The sequence below is a fragment of the Sorangium sp. So ce406 genome, assembly GCF_051474675.1.
Classification (GTDB): domain Bacteria; phylum Myxococcota_A; class Polyangia; order Polyangiales; family Polyangiaceae; genus Sorangium; species Sorangium cellulosum_G.
On the sequence record NZ_CP150340.1, the window covers coordinates 2,886,126 to 2,903,551 of the forward strand.

Genomic DNA, 17,426 nt, shown 5'->3' on the forward strand with positions numbered 1-17,426 from the left:
CTGCGCGGCGCGCGGGCGCTGCGCGGCCGGCCTACCCCGCGAGCTGTCCGTAGACCGACCGGAGCTTCGCGAACCGCGGGCGCCAGGCCCGGCTCTCGGCGAGCAGCGGCGCGGTGCGCGCGAGGAGCAGCGCCACGTCGTCGGGTCGGCCGGCGTCGAGCAGCGCGCGCGCGCGCCAGTAGAGCAGCTCGACCCGCTGGTCGGCGCTCAGGCCGCTGCCGATCTCGCCGCCCGGCTCCCCCTCCTCGCGCAGCGTCGCCCGCGTGCGCGCGCCCTCCATGCTGTGCCTCGGGTCGCGCACGGCGAGCTGCATCACGCCGAGCAGGGCCTGGGCATAGTGCGGGAGATCCGCGACCGCCCCCTGCGCCCTGAGCCACCGGAGCTGCCGGCTCGCCTCGGCGTGCTCGTCGCGCATCGCGTGGATCCGCGCGAGCAGGAGCGCGCTGCCGTAGACAGGCCGGTCCTTGAACTGCTCGTCGAGCGAGCGCACCTGCCGCACGAGCGGCAGCGCCTCGTCCTCGCGCCCCCAGAGGTAGAGCAGCTCCGCGAGCTTGATCGTCGCCTCGCGCTCCGCCCAGGTGTTGGCCTCCTCGCGGGCGAGCTGGACCGCGCGCCGGAGATCGGCCATCGCGCGATCCGGCGCGTCGAGGGCCGGCCAGAGCTCCGCGCGGCGGACGAGCGCCGCGCAGAGGTGGACCCGGTCGCCGCGCTCCTCGCAGCAGCGCACCGCCTCGTCGAAGCGCTGCTCGGCCTCGTCGAGGTGGCCGCACCGCGCGAGGACGCAGGCGAGGAGCGTCAGGCCGGTCACGTGCGTGTCGTGGTCGGCCTCGCGGACGAACTCCGCGCCGCGCGAGAGCCGCTCGAGGGCGTCTTCCAGGTTGCCCTTGCGGAACGACGAGCGGCCGGCCGCGACCTCGAAGCGCGCGGCGAGCGCGGCGTCCACGGGGCCCTCGCGGGGGTCGAGCAGCGGGATCACCTCCTCGACGCGCGCCGCCGACTCCTCCCAGGCGCCGGCCCAGTCGAGCGCCGTCGCCTCCTCGAGCAGCGCCTCCGCGATCATCCGCGGGTCCTTCATCGTCCGGGCGAGCGCGCCCGCGGAGCGGAGATCGTCGAGCGCGTCGCCGGTGCGCAGGACGCGGTAGCGCACGCGCGCGCGGCCGAGCAGCGCGAGGTAGCGCTGGCGCTGATCGTCGCCATCCGCCCAGAGGAGCGCGGACGAGTAGTGCCCCTCCGCGACGGCGTTGTTGTGCCGGTCGCGCTGGAGATCGCCGAGGATCAGGTACGCGTGCGCCGCGCGCGCGCGCGCCCCGGAGGCCGCGGCGTGGCGCGCGATCGGCTCGAGCAGCTCCGGCGCCCTCGGCTGCGCCTCGGCGAGCGACTCCCAGACGGCCAGCGCGTGCCGGTGCGCCCGGGCGCGCTGCTCTTCCGGGAGGAGCGCGTAGATCGCCTCCTGCAGGAGCGCGCTCCGGAACGCGTAGCGGGCCCCTCCGCACGGCGTGTCCTCGCGCCGCGCGACCTCCTGCGCGCCGCGCGGCGCGAGGATCCCCCGCGCGGCGAGCGCGCGCAGGCCGCCCGGGACGTCGACGCGCGTCGCCTCCGCGTCCTCGCGCTCGAGCGAGCGCTGCGCGGCCGCCGCCACGTCCTCCGAGAGCTCGAAGCCGAGCACCGCGCACAGCGTCGCGCACGCGGCGAGCTCCGACGGGAGCGCCTCGAGCTGCCGCACCGCGAACCACTGCCAGGCGGGCGACGGCGGGAGCTTCTCGATATCGGCGGTCGCGAGCTGGTAGCTGTTCGACCGCGCGCGCAGCCGCACGAAGCCCCCGCGCTTCAGCGCCCGGGTGAGCTCCACGAGGCAGCGGGGGTTGTAGCCGGCCCACGCGCAGATGCGCCGGAGCGCGGCGCTCGGCGGGGGCTCCGCGGGCCGGAGGAGCTCGGCGCAGAGGAGGAGCCCGGCGGCGTCGTCGAGCGGCAGGAGCGCGACGTGATCGCGCGCGCTCGTGCGGGCGCTCAGCGCGTGGCGCCGCGCCGCGAGCTCGGGCGCGCCGGCGAGGAGCACCCAGAGCGGGAGCTGTTCCTCGCGGCGCGTCGCCAGGTCGAGCGCGTCGAGCGTGAAGCCGTCGGCGAGGTGCGCGTCGTCGAGGATCACGACGACCGGCCGCTCCATCGCCCGGCGGCGGAGCCCCTCGGCCAGCGCGCGGATCACGCTGCCGCGGCGCGCGGCAGGCGGCGGCCGGTCGGCGGCGCGCGCGGGCCAGCCCAGGCAGGCGGCCACGGCGGGCCACACCTCGCCGCCGAGCGGATCGCCGAGCCGCTCGACGCAGAGCGCGCGCGGGTCGCCCGGCGGGGGGCCGTCCGCGACGCCGAGCACCGCGGCGAGCAGGGCGGCCGCGGTCTGCGCGGAGCGACCGCTCCCGGGCGGCGCGGGCGCGGCGCGGGCGGGGAGCTCCGGCTCGGCGCGCAGGGAGATCACGAGCGCGCCGGGGTGCGCGCGGCGGGTGCCCTCGGCGAGCTCCTCGGCGAGCCGCGACTTGCCGGCGCCGCGCTCGCCGACGAGCGCGCAGAGCCCGGGCCCGAGGCCCGCGAGGGCGCGCTCGCGGCTCTCGTCGAGGGCGCTCAGGGTGTCGTCGCGCCCGACGAGCGGCGGCGTCGGCGCGGCGCGCGCGGCGTCGCGATCGCCCGGGGGCAGGGGCGCCTCCTGCGCGAAGAAGTAGCGGCCGTCCTCGCTCGCCGCGGCGACGTCGAAGCCGGGGTGGGCGGTCACGAGCTCGGCGCTGAGCGCGATCCCGCGCCACGGCTCCGCGGGGAGCCACGACTCGGGCCGCTCCACGGCGAGCCCGGCGACGACCTGGACGCTGTCCGCGTCGCGCGCCTCACGCCGGAGCTTCAGCGGCGCGACGTGGATCGCGAGGGGCGCGCCGACGGACGCGACGATCTCGCTCCCGGCGAGCAGCGCGCGCTCCGCGGCCGCCTCCTTCGGCCCGGGGAAGATCGCGACGAAGCGGTAGCCGCGCTGCCGCGCGAGGTGCCCCTCGTGCCGGGCCACGGCGGCGCGGACCTCGGCCTCGGCGCCGCGGGCCTCGAGGGCGAGCACCACCGTGTCGTGCCGGTCCGAGGAGATCGAGGCCGCGTCGTCCCCCTCGGGCGCGGCGGCCTCGCCGGGCGGGCCGAGCGCCGCCGCGCCCGCCGACGCGAGCGCGGCCCGCAGCGAGGCCGCGTCGCGCGGGCGGAGCGCCCGCTCCTTGGCGAGGCAGGCGAGGACGAGCGCCTCGATGGGCGCGGGGACGGGCGCGAGCTCGCCCGGCCGGGGCGGCCGCCGGCTCAGGTGGCCCTGCGCGACGCTCGCGCGGTCGCCCGAGAACGGCGCGCGCAGCGTGAGCAGCTCGAAGAGGAGCGCGCCGAAGGCGTAGAGGTCCGCGCGCGCGTCGATCGGCTCGGCCCGGAGCCGCTCGGGCGAGGCGTACTCGGGCGCGCCGAGCATGGCGCCGAGCGTGGTGAGGACGCTGTCCGCGGGGTGGCACACGACGCCGCGCTCGCGCTGCGACAGGCCGAAGTCGAGGAGCCGCACGCCGCCGCCGGGCTCGAGGAAGACGTTCTCGGGCGCGAGGTCGACGTGGACGAGGCCGCGCTCGTGCACCGCCTGGAGGCAGCTCAGGACGGCGAGCGCGACGTCGAGGGCGGAGCGCAGGTCGAGCGCGGCGGGCAGGCTCTCGAGGCGGGTCGCCAGCGTCTCGCCGTGGAGCCGCTCCATGGCGATGTACGCGCGGCCGTCCTCGAGCACGCCGTTCTGGAGCAGGCGCGGCGAGACCGGGGGGCCGAGCTGCTCGAGCGCCCACGTCTCGCAGCGGAAGCGCTCGCGCGCGAGCAGCGTGTGGGCCCTGCTGATCTTCAGCACCGCGGGCGCGCCGTCGTCGAGCCGCGTCGCGTCCCAGAGGACCGAGAACGCGCCGGTCGCGAGCGGCTGGCCGACGCGGAAGCCCGCGAGGGACGGCGGCGCCTCGGCGTCGAGATCGAGCGGCGCGGCGTGGCGCGGCGCCGTGGCGCCGTCCGCTGAGCAGACGGCGAGGGCTGCAAGTCGTCGATGACAGGATGGGCAGCGCGGCAAGAAGACCTCTGATGGCTCGGATGGCCCGGCTCGAGAGGTGACCGATATTACCGGGTTCCGGTCATGATGAATGGGAAAAGCCGACGTCGTGCCGCATCGACTTACGCCCACAGCAAAAGCGCGTCGCCCTGGTCGCGCGCGACATCGTGGGCGCCATGTCGACAGAGGAGGATAGCGGCAGCTCTCGTGTGCGCGCGCCGCGCCGCGGAGATCGCCTCGCGCGGGCCGGCGCGGCGCCGCGCAGAGGCCGGGGGTTCGGTCGAACACCCACGCTGGCGCCCCTGGAGAGGCGGAGTCCGCCCGCATGCTACCGCCGCGCCCGGTCGTCGTCGTCGTCCGGCTGATCGCACAGGGCCTGGAGCCGTGGTGTATGCTGCGCCGACCGGCCGGAGGGTTGGATGATCCATCGACAGACGGGCGAGATCGAGCTCTCATCCGGGGTTCGCATCGGCCCCTCGTATTCGGAAGCGCAGTTCCTGTCGTCGCCGCTGGCGCGGACGGCCAACGCCCTGAGCCAGACGCAGCCGTGGAGCGGATACAAGACGTCGCGCCAGCGCATCGGCTTCCGGACCTTCCGGATGACGCTGCACTTCTGCAGCGGGAAGCTCGCGTCGGTCGAGCTCTTCGAGGTGGGCGCGGAGTCGAAGGCGTTCTGGAACGACTGGTCCGAGAAGGAGGAGGCGGAGCGCAAGGCGAGCCACGATGCCTGGCTGGAGTCGATCCTCGGCGCGCCGCCCTACGAGTACCCGTGGGGGAAGATCTCGTCCGAGTACGACCCGCGGGGCGGCTACAGCAGCATCGTCGTGCGCTTCGGCCCGCCGGCCGAGGTCCAGGCCACCCGCTGAGCCGGGGCTCTGCCGGGAGGGGCTCCCCGGCGCGCTACAGCGCCCGGCGGTAGCGGACCTCCGGCAGGCTGCCCGCGCCGACGCGCGCCGGCCGCCGCGCGCCGTCGCGGGTGAAGCCGGAGAGCTCGTAGAAGCGGCGCGCCCGGGTGTTCCCCTCGAGGACCCAGATCGTCATGGTCCGGTGGCGGCGCCGCGCGAGATCGGCCTGCGCGGTGTCGAGCAGCGCGGCGCCGAGCCCGCGGCCCCACGCGGCGGGCAGGAGGTAGAGGGTGTAGAGCTCGCCGACGTCGAGCGGTTCGTCGTCGTCGCGCGTCGGTCCAGCGCTCGCGAAGCCGAGCGCGGCGTCCTCTGCGTGGAGGGTCCAGGCGCGCGTGCCGGTCGCGGCGCCGTGGCTCAGGATGCGCCGCCAGATCGCCTCGCGCGCCTGCGTGGAGAGGGCGTTGAGATCGGACGCCGGCACGAGGCCGAGGTAGGCCGCGCGCCAGGAGTCGACCTCGACGCGCGCGATGGTGGCGGCGTCTCCCGGCTGCGCCCGGCGGATGACCGCCCTCGTGATCCGCTCCGACATGGTGCCTCGCACCCCAGGTTGCATGGCGCCGCGGCGCGACGCCACGCCGTCGTGGGGTCCGGCGCGCCCGCCGGCTCGAGCCCGCATGACCGGCGTGAGGGGGTGAGCCCGAGAATGTCCGTCCAGCGGCGCCCGACGCCGCATTCATCCCGCTGCTCCTTCGCCTGCCGGCGCGGACCCCCTAAGGTCCACGCGTGTGCGGCGACGAAAGCGAATGCCGCAAACGAAGCTGAGGAGGCAAGCATGCTGTGCCGGGAGATCATGACAAGGGAAGTCCAGTGCATCATGGCGGACGACACGATCCGGACGGCCGCGCGCAAGATGCGCGACGCGAACGTCGGTTTCCTCCCTGTCTGCGACGAGGCCTGGCGGGTGCTCGGGACGCTGACCGATCGCGACCTCGCCATCCGGGTGCTGGCCGACAACCGCCCGCTGAGCACGAGGGCGGGTGACGTGATGACCCCCGAGGTGATCGCGTGCCGGCCGGACGACGACGTGCTGCGCGCGGAGCAGCTCATGGGGCATCACCACAAGTCGCGCGTCCTGTGCACCGAGGCGGACGGCCGGCTGGTGGGCGTCATCAGCCTGTCGGACATCGCGCAGCGCGAGGACGACAGGAACACCGCGCAGACGGTCCGCCGGGTGACAGAGCAGCGGGAGGCCGCCCACGGGGTCCGGGCGTAGCCGCGGCGCGCTCGCGGGCCCCGGGGGGCGCTGGTAGGCTCCGGCGCCATCTCGAGCGCCACGTCGAGCCAGGGGGCCACGCGTACGCACCACCGCACCTGCAACCTCTGCGAGGCGATGTGCGGGATCGCGATCGAGGTCGAGGGCGACCGGATCGCCTCGATCCGCGGCGATCAGCGCGGCCCGTTCAGCCGCGGGTACATCTGCCCGAAGGCGCTCGCGCTCCAGGATCTCCACGAGGACGGCGACCGCCTTCGGGTCCCGGTCCGGCGCGCCGGGTCGGGGTTCCAGCCCATCTCGTGGGACGAGGCGTTCGACGAGGTGGCCGGGCGGCTCAGGGAGACGCAGGCGCGCCACGGCCGGGACGCCGTCGCGGTCTACCTGGGCAATCCCAGGGGGCACAACTACGCGTCGCTGCTCTACCTCATCCCCTTCCTGGAGGCGCTGCGGACGCGGAATTGCTTCTCCTTAATGCAGAGACGCCAAGGCGCATGCGAGCGGGAGATGAGCTGATGCAGAGACGCCAAGGCGCATGCGAGTGAGAGAATTAAACGCAAAGGCGCAAAGACGCAAAAAAGAATGAAATATACAATGAGAGAATGTCCAGATTCTTTCTTTCCTTGCGCCTTTGCGCCTTTGCGCCTTTGCGTTAAATTCTCTCTCTCTGGCTCCCTGGCCGGACGTCGGTGCGCCGGGCAATGAATCCGGGCCCTAGCCGATCGCCTCGGCCGTGAGCAGGCGCGTCCTCCGGCCCGAGGCGAGCGTGAGGTGCTGTCCCCAGCTCGTCTGGTGCGGCATGTCCCCGTCCACGATCTCGCTCGCCCGGATCTCGAACCCCGCGGCGCGGTAGGCGGGGCGCAGCGCGTCCTCCACCCACGCGTCCGTCAGCTCGGGGAGCCCGAGCCGCGCCGCGTACGGCCGGTCGTCGAAGACGCTCTGGTTCAGCAGCGCGATGAGCTCGCCGCCCGGCCGGACGAGGCGGCGCAGGGCCTCGAGCACCGGCGCCTCGGGGAGCACGAGGGCCGAGAGCAGCGACGCCCAGGGGAAGTTCAGCGTGAGGGTGTGCGCGAGCCCGGTGAGCTCCTCGGGCAGCGCCTGCACCGACGCGACAACGAAGAGCGCGTTCGGCCGGCCGCCCCGGGAGGGCTTGCGGCCGGCGCGCCACGACACCTCGCGCATCCGCTCGCCCGCGGGGTCGACCCCGATGCAGTACGTGTCGGGGTGCGAGCCCGCCTGCCGGTACACGAAGCGCCCGTCGCCCGTGCCCACGTCGATGAGGACGCGCGCGTGGCCCTCCAGCTTCGCCTCGAGATCCGCCCGCGTCCACGCGAGCGACGCCTTGCCGAGCTGCACGATCATCGTCGCCTCGCGCGCCGCGCTCCCTGCCTCCCGGTCGCCCCGCTCAGCGCGCCCCGGCCTCGCGGGCCGGCGCCTCGGCGGCCTGGCCGCTCGCCGCCGCGAGCTCCCGGCAGGCGATCGCCCGCGCGAGGTCGTCGCTCGCCTCGCGGAGCATCCGGACCAGCATGGGCAGCCGCGGCGCGCCGCCCGGGCTCTGCCGGAGGAGCAGCGCGAGCTGCGCCTCGGCGAGGCGGAGGATGTCCCGATCGACGCGGTACGAGGGGAACAGGTGCGTGAAATACGCGGACGCGAGCTCGTGCGTCCGCGTCTCGAAGACCTGCTGCACCCGCTCGAAGAACGCCGCCACGTAGGGATCGAGCAGCGCGCGCTGGAACGACCAGTTGAAGCCCGACATCGCCGCGCTGGTCTGGTGCAGCGAGCCGTACCCGCCCTCGTGGAAGCGCTCCCACGCCTCGGCCTTCGCCGCGGGATCCGGCCGCGCGGTCTCGGCGCGCAGCGCGGCGCGCTGGCCGCGGTCGGACGGGTCGCGCTTGCGCTCGGCGGCGAGGCGCTCGCCCGCGCTCTCCATCCCGCGCGCGACCCACTTCACGGCGACGGTCCAGCGCATCTCCTGGTCGATCTCGAGCCCGTCCACCTCGAGCTCGCCGTCGACGAGGCGCGCGGCCAGGGCGAGATCCGGCGCGGAGTAGGCCGCGTTGAGCAGCGCCCGCGCCCAGACGATCTGCGCGTCGCCGCGCGGCGCCGCCCGGAGCGCCGTGAGGGCGAGGCCCGTGAACGCGCTCGCCTCGGCGTCGCGCATCGGGTCCGGCACGTAGCGCGCGAGCGCCGTCACCGCGTTCGTGAGCACCGGCTCGAGCAGCGACAGGTCCGGCTCGGCGGGCAGCTTGTCCCTCACGAGCGCGAGGTAGGCGGGGGAGGCGAGCTTCTGGTCGCGCACCATGCTCCAGAGCGACGCCCAGAGGAGCTGGCGCAGGAGCGGATCGTCCACGCGGCCCATGTGCTCGCGCACGAACGCGAGCGAGCCCGGGTCGAGCGCGATCTTCGCGAACGTGAGGTCGTTGTGGTTCGGGAACACGAAGAGCGGCGCCCGCTGCCCGCGCGCGGCCGCGACCTCGGTCGCCGCGCCGTCGATCTCGGCGGGCACGGAGTCGACCACGAGCGCGCCGTCCTCCTCGCGCGCGAGCGCCACGTCGATGCGGTGCGGCCGCAGGGTCGGGTAGTCCTCGGGCGCCGTCTGCACCACGCGGAGGCGGCCGATGCGGTCGCCGTCGGGCTCCCACTCGGCCGTCAGCGTGTTGAGCGACGCCTTCTCCAGCCAGACGCGCGACCAGGCGCCGAGGTCGCGGCCGGAGCCCTCCTCGAGCGCGGACAGGAACTCGCGCAGCGTCGCGTTGCCGTACTGGTAGCGCTTGAAGTACCGGCGCATCCCGTCGCGGAAGGCCGGCAGGCCGATCGCGGCGACGAGCTGCTTCATCGCGGCCGCCCCCTTGCCGTACGTGATGCCGTCGAAGTTCAAGAACGTGTGCTCGGTGTCCGCGAGCTCCCCGGCGATGGGGTGCGTCGTCACGAGCTGGTCCTGCCGGTAGGCCCAGCTCTTGATGACGTTGAACGCCTTCCACGCGGACGGCTGGAACCGGGTCGCCTGCTCCATGGCGAGGAAGGCCATGTACGTGGCGAAGCTCTCGTTGAGCCAGAGATCGTTCCACCACCGCATGGTCACGAGGTTGCCGAACCACATGTGGGCCATCTCGTGGAGGAACACCTCGGCGCGCGTGAGGCGCTGGTGGTCGGTCGGCGGGTCCCGGAAGATCATCCGCTCGCTGTGGGTCACGGCGCCGACGTTCTCCATGGCGCCGGCGTTGAACTCCGGGACGAAGACCTGGTCGTACTTGGTGAACGGGTAGGGGTAGTCGAAGAAGTCGGGGTAGAAGTCGAAGCCCTGCTTCGTGATCGTGAAGAGCTCCTCGGGGTCGAGGTGCCGCGCGAGCGACCTGCGACAGTAGAGCCCGAGGGGGATGCCGCGGTGCTCGTCGCGGACGCCGCTGTAGGGGCCGGCGATCAGCGCGAAGATGTAGGTGCTGAACCGGGTGGTCTCCTCGAACACGCGCGTCGCGCGCCCCGGGCCCGCGGCGAACGTGCGCGTGACGCGCGCGTTGCCGATGATCTCCCAGTCCTCGGGCGCGGTGACGGACAGCCGGTAGCTCGCCTTGATGTCGGGCTGGTCGAAGCAGGGGAAGAGGCGGTGCGCGCTGAACGGCTCGAGGTCGGTGTAGAGGTAGTCCTCGCCGTCCTCCGGGTCGCGGAAGTGGTGGAAGCCGTCGCCTGTATGGTCGTAGTCGTTCTCGTAGACGACGCGCACGCGCGTCTCCGGGTCGAGCAGCTTGCCCGGGAGCCGGATGCGGCAGTCGGTCCAGTCGGGCTCGACCTCGACGCCGTTGATCTCGAGCCGCTCGATGCGCCGGCCGCGGAAGTCGATGAAGGTGTCGCCGTGGCCGCGGACGTCGAAGTAGGCGATCGCCTCGCCGCGGTAGCCGCTCCCGCCGCGCGAGAGGTCGAGCGAGAGCTCGTAGCGCGCGCTGCCGATGCGCGCCGCGCGCTCCTCGGCCTCGCGCTGGGTGAGCACGTCCCGTCCAGGGCCACCGGTCTTCTCCGCCATCATGCGTGCACACCCTAGGCCGAACGGCCGGAGGGAGGCCAGCGCATCTGTGCCACGGTCGCGATCGCCGCCCCGGGCGCGGAGCGCTGGAGGCGGGCGGTTTGCGGGCGAGCGGGCGAGGGACGCGGGAACGACGGACGAGGGACGAGGGACGAGGGCGCCGTCCCGCGCGAACGCGGTCGTCGACCGTGGTGGGTTGGTCGTGGCGGTCAGGCGGGCGTTGCGCTGTGCCAGGGGAGGGGGTCCGGCACTGGCTCAACCGCAATGCACTGCGACACACCGGGGTCCGGACCCCTCGGGAACGCCCGACCGAGCATCCTGCGGGGCGAATTTGTGCCAGAGAACGCAGCTTCCGACGGAATTTCTGTGCCATCAACCCCGCAAACGCCCTGCTCGTTGTGCCACATGGGGGGTCCGGACCCCTCTGGACCGCAGAGAAGAGCGCTTGCGGGGGTGCGGGACCCCCTGGAGACGCGGCGCAGAGCGCTTGCGGGGGTGTGGGACCCCTCGTGGGACGCAAGACACAGCGCGCGCGGAAGGCGATCCGCTTCCCGGGCGCACGACGGCGCGAGCGGGGGAGCGCAGCGCTGAGCGGCGCGGTCCGGAGCGCCCCCACGCGGGCGAGGCGGTGCGCGCGTCGTGGTCGCGCCCGCGCGGGCTCGCTATGCTCGGACCATGCAGCGCTCGCCCATGTCCTGGGTGATCGACCCCGACGATCCGCGAGCCCCCCCGCAGGAGCTCTGGGACCGCATGACGCCGGAGGAGCGGCAGCGCGTCCTCGACACGCTGCCGTCGGAGTTCGAGGTCTCCGAGGCGAGCCCCCCCGAGGGCGACTTCCACTTCAACCCGAAGGTGGCGGCCCGGGACGCGCTGGGTGGGTACTTCCAGCGCATGGGGCGGCGCGTGTACCTCGCGTGCGAGCTGCCGGTCTACTACCCGGCAGCGCGCATGTTTGCGCCCGATCTCATCGCGGTGCTCGACGTCGAGGTGAAGGAGCGGGCCCACTGGTCCGTGAGCGCCGAGGGCAGGGGCGTCGATCTGGCGCTGGAGATCCTCTGGAGCGGAAAGGCCAAGAAGGATCTCGAGGACAACGTCACCCGCTACGCGTCGCTGGGCATCTCCGAGTATTTCGTCTTCGATCGCCGTCGCCGCCAGCTTCGCGGTTTCCGGCTCGCCCAGGGCACCGCGCGCTACCAGCCGATTGTCCCGCAGGAGGGCCGGCTCACGAGCGCGGTGCTCGGCCTGGACCTCGGCCTTCAGGGTGATCGGCTGCGCTTCTTCCACGGGCAAACGGCGCTCCCGGAGACGCACGAGCTGCTCGCCAGGCTCGGCACCATGGTAGGCGACCTCGAAGCGCGCATCGAAGTGACCGAGCTGCGCCTCGACGAGGAGAGACGGCGCCTCGACGAGGAGAGACGGCGCCTCGACGAAGCGAGGCAGCGCGCCGACGACGAGCGGCAGCGCGCCGACGACGAGCGGCAGCGCGCCGACGAGGCCGAGCGGAAGCTGGCCGCGGCCCTGGCCGAGCTGGAGCGCCTCACGCGCGAGCGCAGCTGAGCTCGTAGAACCAACGCTCGCGACGACCGGCGGCTCGCGGCCGCCCGACTCGATGTTTCTTCATGCTCGCTCCGGGGGACGCGAGCCGCCAGCTCCGGGCGCGCCGCCGGGCGATCCGATATCTCCGAGGCCTCGCTCCCGATACGGACCTCGGTGCGCCTCCCGCGCACCACGTCGCCGCCTTACGGACACACCCTCAGCAGCAACCCCACAATCAGGAGATTCGCACCGCACATCCCATGTGCCTCGCCTCACCTGTCATCCAGATTTAGTGGGACCGCACACGCTTGCACCACGCCGGAGCCGATGAGATCGGCCTGGATCGTTCACGCGAGGCGCGACATCGGCGAGGTGAGTCGCTAGCCTCGCTCAGGGGCATCACCGATGTAGCGGAGACGCGACGTCGTCTCGACGCACGCCTGGCGCGGACGAAGCGGGGAGGACTGCCATGAATCAACAGAAGGGTCTCTGGAAGCTCGCGTGTGCAGCGTTCACCATGCTGTCGATGGCGTTGATCGCAGGCTGCGATCAGGGAGAGGGGGGCGAGGTCAGCAGCAAAGGCAACGACAAAGAAGCCACGAACAAGGTAGTCAAGATCGCGTTCGTGACGAACGGATCCAGCGACTTCTGGAAGATCGCCTTCGCCGGCGTCCACAAATACGAGCAAGAGGCCAAGATCCAGGTTGACATCAAGGTGCCGCAGAACAGCACGCCCACGGAGCAGAATCAGATCCTCGAGAGCCTCGCCAGCCAGGGCTACGACGCCGTTGGCGTGAGCGTCCTGGCGCCGGACGATCAGGTGACCGCGCTCAACAAGGTCGCGGCGAAGGTCAAGCTGATCACGTTCGACTCCGACGCCCCGAAATCGAACCGGCTGCTCTACATCGGCACGAACAACTACGAGGCCGGCAAGGTGCTCGGCAACGAGATCGTGAAGCTCTTGCCGAAAGGCGGGAAGATGGCCGCCTTCGTCGGCATGTTCGCGGTCGACAACGCGGCCCAGCGCCTCAAGGGCATTCAGGACGTGGTCACTCCCCACAACATCCAGCTCATCGACAAGCGGGAGGACAACACCGATCTCGCCAAGGCGCGCACGAACGTGGAGGACATCATCAACGCCCACCCGGACCTCGACGTCGCGACCGGCCTCTGGTCGTACAATGGGCCGGCCATCGTCGCCGCCGTCGAGGCGCTCGGGAAGAAGGGCAAGGTCCTCCCGGCCGTGTTCGACGAGGAGGAGGCGACGCTCGCCGGCATCGAGAACGGCACCGTCGCGTGCACCGTCGTGCAGAAGCCGTTCCAGTTCGGTTACCTGGGGAGCAAGTGGCTCCACGAACTCGCGACCAAGGGCGACGCGGCCATCGCCGCCATCCCCCCGAGCAAGGTGATCGACACCGGGGTCGACGTGATCAACAAGGAGAACGTCGCGCAGTTCAAGGCCACGCTCGCCGAGATGAAGAAGTAGCCCGGTCCCCCGGCGGCTCGGGCGAGGGCCTCTCCTCGCTCGAGCGCCCGTTCATGCAGGTACCTCGATACGAGGCTGTTCCCCTCGCGCGTGGCCTCCTCGATAGCCGCCCCTCGACCGGGCGGCGGCTCAGACGGGCTGGAGGTGCGGTGAGCGGCGATAGACGATCTGGCCGCCGGTCTTCGACAGCGCGTAAGCGAACCCGAGCTCCAGGGTCGAGCGGGTGATGAGGCTCCCGAGGTCCACGCCCTGCTCCACCATCAGCCGCGCCGCCGCCGGCGTGATGCCGACGAGCACGACCTCGGCGCCGAGCAGCCGCGCCGCCCGCGCGGCCCGCAGGAGGTGCTCCACCGACGCGGCGTCGACGAACGCCATCCCCGTGACGTCGACCAGCACCACGCGCGCGTGGTGCTCGGTGACGTCTTGCAGCATCGACTCGATGAAGCGGCCGGACCGCTGCGCGTCCATCGTACCGACGATCGGCATCACGAGGATGTTCCGCGCGATGGGCACCACCGGGCTCGAGAGCTCGCGGATCGTGTCGAGCAGCGACTCCTGGTGACGGTTCGCGTGCTCGAGCGCATGGGTCCGCTCGGTGATGCGGTGGACGAGCCGGGCGTTCTCGATCGCCACGGCCATCGTGTCGACGACGCGCTCGATCGTCGTGAGATCGTCGAGCGAGCACGCCGCCCGGCGCCCGCTCTCCAGGACCAGGGCGCCGAAGGCGGACCCGCCGGCGAGCAGCGGGACGCCGACCAGGGTATGTGCCCCCCTCCCGCGCGCCTCGACGACATCGGGCGCGTCGTGGAGCTCGCCCGAGTGCGTGTCGACGATGATCGGCCGGGCGGTGCTCAGCACCCGCCCCACCATCGACCTTGCGTCGAGGGGGGCTCGCTCGTCGCGGTACCCCTCGTTCCCCGCGTCCACGGTGACGAGGAGGAGCTCCTTGTCGCGGCTCTCGTACGGGAGCTGCTCCCTCCGCTTCGCCGCCTTGCGGTTCGCGTCGAGAGGCAGGTAGTCGGAGAGGGGGAGCGACCAGGGCGTGCGCTCGATGGTCACGACGTCGACGCCGGTGTCGATGAAGCGCAGCGCGGACCCTCCCCCGGAGCCGGCCCGCGTGGGCAGCCCGGCCAGGGCCGCCTCGACGCCCTTCGATGCCATGTCGTGGAGCAGCTTCACCGCGCGGTAGCCCATCTCGTGCTCGCGCTGGACCAGGACCGCGTGGATGGTCCCTTCCCGGAGCATCTCGAGCGTGTCCGTGAGGAGATCGAAGGCGACGATCTTGAGCTCCCCCGCCCGCCCCAGCGCCCTCGCGGCCGCGCCCCACGACAGGCCGTTCACGGCGCAGACGCCGAGGGCGCCGGCGACTCCTCCGGTCTGCACGGCCTCCCGGGCGATCTGCATCCCGAGCTCCATGTCGAACCGGCTCTCGGACGGCGGCTGCAGGTCCAGGGGCGTGCGCGCGCCCAAGGCCGCCGCGCGGAACGCCTCGATGCGCTCGCGGCTGTTGATGGCGCTGAGCCAGAACGTCTGCGCGCCGATCTTGCCTCCGCCCGGGAGCAGCCGGGCCATCATCTCCGCGGCGAGCCGCCCCGCCGCCACGTTGTCGGTGCCGATGTAGGCCCGAGCGCGGCTGCCCTCGGCGGGCGGCGTGTCGATCGTGACCACCGGGATCCCGGCCTCCGCCGCCCGACGGATCGCCGGCTCGAGGACCTCCGGGGTGATCGGCGCCACGGCGATACCGTTGACGCCCCGGTCGATGGCGTCCTCGAGGATCGCGCGCTGCTCGACGGCGCTGTGGGCGGGGGCGTTGCGGACGTCCACGTGGAGGCCGACGCTGCGCCCCGCGGTGAGGGCGCCGTCACGGACGTTGTTCCAGAACGACAACGGCGAACGGTGCGGGACGTGGTAGATGCGGATCTCGCGGGCCGCGGCGTCGCCGCGCGCGCCGCCAGAGGGAGCGTCGCTCAGCAGGACGAGGTGCACGGAGCGCCATTGCGGCCCGAGCTGCACGCTCTTGATGCCCTTCGAGATCATCTCGACGAGCTCATGCGTGCTGGTCCGCGCGGCCACCGCGTTCAGCACCTCCTCGAGCACGCGCACTTCCTGGGCCGACCGCGCCTTGTCGTTGTAGAGCTCTCGCCGCTCCAGCGCCGCGCCGGCGCTCGCGGCCAGCGCGCGGAGCCGCGCCGAGGCCTCGGCGGAAGGCGCCTGCCCGTCCGGCTGCTCGACGGCGAGCACGCCGATCGTCTGTCCCTGCACGTGCACCGGGGTGAGGACCACGACCGCGCCGGCGGGCACGAGGTGCAGCGCCGACGCGCCCGGCAGGTGCTCGCGGTACCAGTCGGCGGCCGCCATGACCCGGGCGCTGTCCGCCGAATCAGCCGTGGAGAGCGTGGAGAGCGTCGAGAGCGTGGAGAGTGTCGAGAGCACGGTGGCCGGGCCCGCGCCGCCGACGACCTCCTGCGGGCTCACCAGCACGCCAGCGAGGCCGACAGAGGCCTTGTAGACGAGCTGCTCCCCGTCCCGGGCCACGAGGCTCCCGCGCTGCGCGGAGGGCACGGCGCCCACGGCGTCCATCACGATGCCGTGCAAGGTTGCATGAAGATCGAGACCGGTGACCATGCGCCTCACGTCCCCGCAACCCACCCCGACGACGGCGCGGATGCTCATCAGTGGGCGTGATCGAACGGCACCTTGTCAAGGGGTGACCGCGCCGCCTCGGGCGCCGCTCGCCCGGCGCGTGGGCTGGCTTCCGAAGCCTCCGATCGCGTTCAGGGAGACCCCTCGTCGGGATCGACGTCGGGAGCATAGCAGTCCGAGAAACCATCTCTGCTCGTCTTGCACACCTCGTCCGCGAAGCACCAGTAATAGCTCACACCGGACGTCGTGCCGCAGTACCGGACCCCGTGGACCCCGTCCTCGACGACGCACGCTGCCTCACCGAGCTCGGAGCAGTCGGTGACCTCAGGGTCCGGCTGGAACCAGCACCTCGGTCGAGCCCCGGGGCCGGTCTGGCACGCGAACGGGCGCGCTGCGTCTTCGCTCGCAGCGCTGTACTCGCCATACGGCGGCACGAACCCCGGGATCTCGGTCCCCGTCGCCTTGACGCTGCACAGGGCTCCCGCGACAAGCGTGTCGAGGCGGCACTGGGACTCAGGATGGCCCTCCTTCGTCACCGAGACCTCGGTCGTGTCCGGCGTGTCGAACCGCGGGTAGACGAGCTCCCTGGGCGCCTGCAGCACGGCCTGCTCCTCGTAGAACCGCCCCGTCTGCAGGCTGGCGAGCAGGATCCGGCCGCAGAGCTGCTGGCTCGCCAGGTCGCTGGTCGCCGTCGTGCAACGCTCGCGCGCGGAAGGGTCGAGCTCGGCGAACGCCGCGGCGTTGGCCTCGGTTTCATTCGCCCACAGCCGCGGCAAGCAATCCTTGGTGGCAAAGTAGTCGGACTGCCCCTCGGAGGAGACCGACGTGCCCAGCTCGCCGGTGCTGTTCCCGCCGCGGGAGGTCTTGAACGGGAACCCGCCGATGAAGTGTCCCATCTCGTGGCACATCGTGAGCGCGAACACCTCCGTCGTCATGCTCGAGACCGTGAGGTATCCCTTGGTCACCTCGATCGTCCAGTCCTGCCCGGGCTTGAGCAGCACATGGGCGCTGACCGCATCGCTGTCCCAGTCGATCCTCCACGAGATCTTGTGGGTACCTGCCGGATTCGCGGCGGCGGCGTGGTCCTGGTAGAGCGCGACAACGCGATCGAGGATCGCCTCTGCCTCCTCGTGCGTCGGGGGGCGCGTGCCCGCCGACGGCGCGCCATCGACGGTGTCTTCAACGGCGGCGGTGGATTCGTCGTCCGCCCCATCGGTGGAGACGCCGTCCATCTGTCCCACGCACGCCCCAAGGAGAACTGATGAAGCAAGGATGGTGTAAAATTTCATGGTGAACTCCGTCGAGCTGGATCGCCGAACAAGACCGGACCGAGCCAGGCGGCCGACGTCGGGCGCAGCGCCAGGCGCGCCGAGGAGCCCTGATGACCCCGGGCGGCGAGAGGCAACGACGCGATGCGACCGACATCGGCTGTCTGACGGCGCGAGCTTCTGTTCGTGCTCTTGATGCCGTCACGGGGATCGATCCTTCGAATTAATTTGTCGTCGCCTGACCGGCCCGCCCGATCGAGCGCCTCATGCCACATGATG

11 protein-coding genes are annotated in these 17,426 nt (G+C 72.6%); 5 read left to right on the forward strand and 6 right to left on the reverse strand.

Features of this window, described 5'->3' with window-relative positions:
• Nucleotides 1–31: 31 nt before the first annotated feature.
• Nucleotides 32–4,102, reverse strand: a complete 4,071-nt coding sequence (locus tag WME96_RS10840) for a serine/threonine-protein kinase (protein ID WP_437290071.1) — start codon at nt 4,100–4,102, stop codon at nt 32–34.
• A 398-nt stretch (nt 4,103–4,500) separates the two neighbouring features.
• On the opposite strand from WME96_RS10840, the gene WME96_RS10845 reads away from it, so the two are divergent.
• On the forward strand, nt 4,501–4,947 hold the full coding sequence (locus WME96_RS10845) for a hypothetical protein (RefSeq protein ID WP_433935326.1): 447 nt from the start codon (nt 4,501–4,503) through the stop codon (nt 4,945–4,947).
• Between the two features lie 34 nt (nt 4,948–4,981).
• Here the strand turns inward: WME96_RS10845 and WME96_RS10850 are convergent, their stop codons facing one another.
• Nucleotides 4,982–5,515 carry an N-acetyltransferase family protein gene (locus tag WME96_RS10850; protein WP_437290072.1) on the reverse strand — a complete coding sequence of 178 codons (534 nt, stop codon included), beginning with the start codon at nt 5,513–5,515 and terminating at the stop codon, nt 4,982–4,984.
• A 243-nt stretch (nt 5,516–5,758) separates the two neighbouring features.
• Between WME96_RS10850 and WME96_RS10855 the strand changes: the two genes are divergently transcribed.
• Nucleotides 5,759–6,199, forward strand: a complete 441-nt coding sequence (locus WME96_RS10855; RefSeq protein ID WP_437290073.1) for a CBS domain-containing protein — start codon at nt 5,759–5,761, stop codon at nt 6,197–6,199.
• Between the two features lie 48 nt (nt 6,200–6,247).
• Nucleotides 6,248–6,712, forward strand: coding sequence for a molybdopterin-dependent oxidoreductase (locus WME96_RS10860; protein ID WP_437292301.1), 465 nt, complete (start codon nt 6,248–6,250; stop codon nt 6,710–6,712).
• Between the two features lie 198 nt (nt 6,713–6,910).
• Here WME96_RS10860 and WME96_RS10865 read toward each other — a convergent pair whose 3' ends face one another.
• On the reverse strand, nt 6,911–7,558 hold the full coding sequence (locus WME96_RS10865) for a class I SAM-dependent methyltransferase (protein WP_437290074.1): 648 nt from the start codon (nt 7,556–7,558) through the stop codon (nt 6,911–6,913).
• Nucleotides 7,559–7,601: 43 nt separating this feature from the next.
• The gene (gene pepN / locus WME96_RS10870) at nt 7,602–10,217 is read right to left on the reverse strand and encodes an aminopeptidase N (protein WP_437290075.1); all 2,616 of its coding nucleotides are present in this window, start codon (nt 10,215–10,217) and stop codon (nt 7,602–7,604) included.
• Between the two features lie 672 nt (nt 10,218–10,889).
• On the opposite strand from pepN, the gene WME96_RS10875 reads away from it, so the two are divergent.
• Both WME96_RS10875 and WME96_RS10880 read left to right on the forward strand, forming a co-directional pair.
• Nucleotides 10,890–11,771 (forward strand): Uma2 family endonuclease, encoded by an 882-nt coding sequence (locus tag WME96_RS10875; protein ID WP_437290076.1) that lies wholly within the window; start codon nt 10,890–10,892, stop codon nt 11,769–11,771.
• A 448-nt stretch (nt 11,772–12,219) separates the two neighbouring features.
• Nucleotides 12,220–13,236, forward strand: a complete 1,017-nt coding sequence (locus WME96_RS10880; protein ID WP_437290077.1) for a sugar-binding protein — start codon at nt 12,220–12,222, stop codon at nt 13,234–13,236.
• A 129-nt stretch (nt 13,237–13,365) separates the two neighbouring features.
• On the opposite strand, the gene WME96_RS10885 is transcribed toward WME96_RS10880, so the two are convergent.
• Together WME96_RS10885 and WME96_RS10890 are read right to left on the reverse strand one after the other, a co-directional pair.
• Nucleotides 13,366–15,909, reverse strand: coding sequence for a substrate-binding domain-containing protein (locus tag WME96_RS10885; RefSeq protein ID WP_437290078.1), 2,544 nt, complete (start codon nt 15,907–15,909; stop codon nt 13,366–13,368).
• A 101-nt stretch (nt 15,910–16,010) separates the two neighbouring features.
• On the reverse strand, nt 16,011–17,168 hold the full coding sequence (locus WME96_RS10890) for a hypothetical protein (protein WP_437290079.1): 1,158 nt from the start codon (nt 17,166–17,168) through the stop codon (nt 16,011–16,013).
• Between the last annotated feature and the right edge of the window lie 258 nt (nt 17,169–17,426).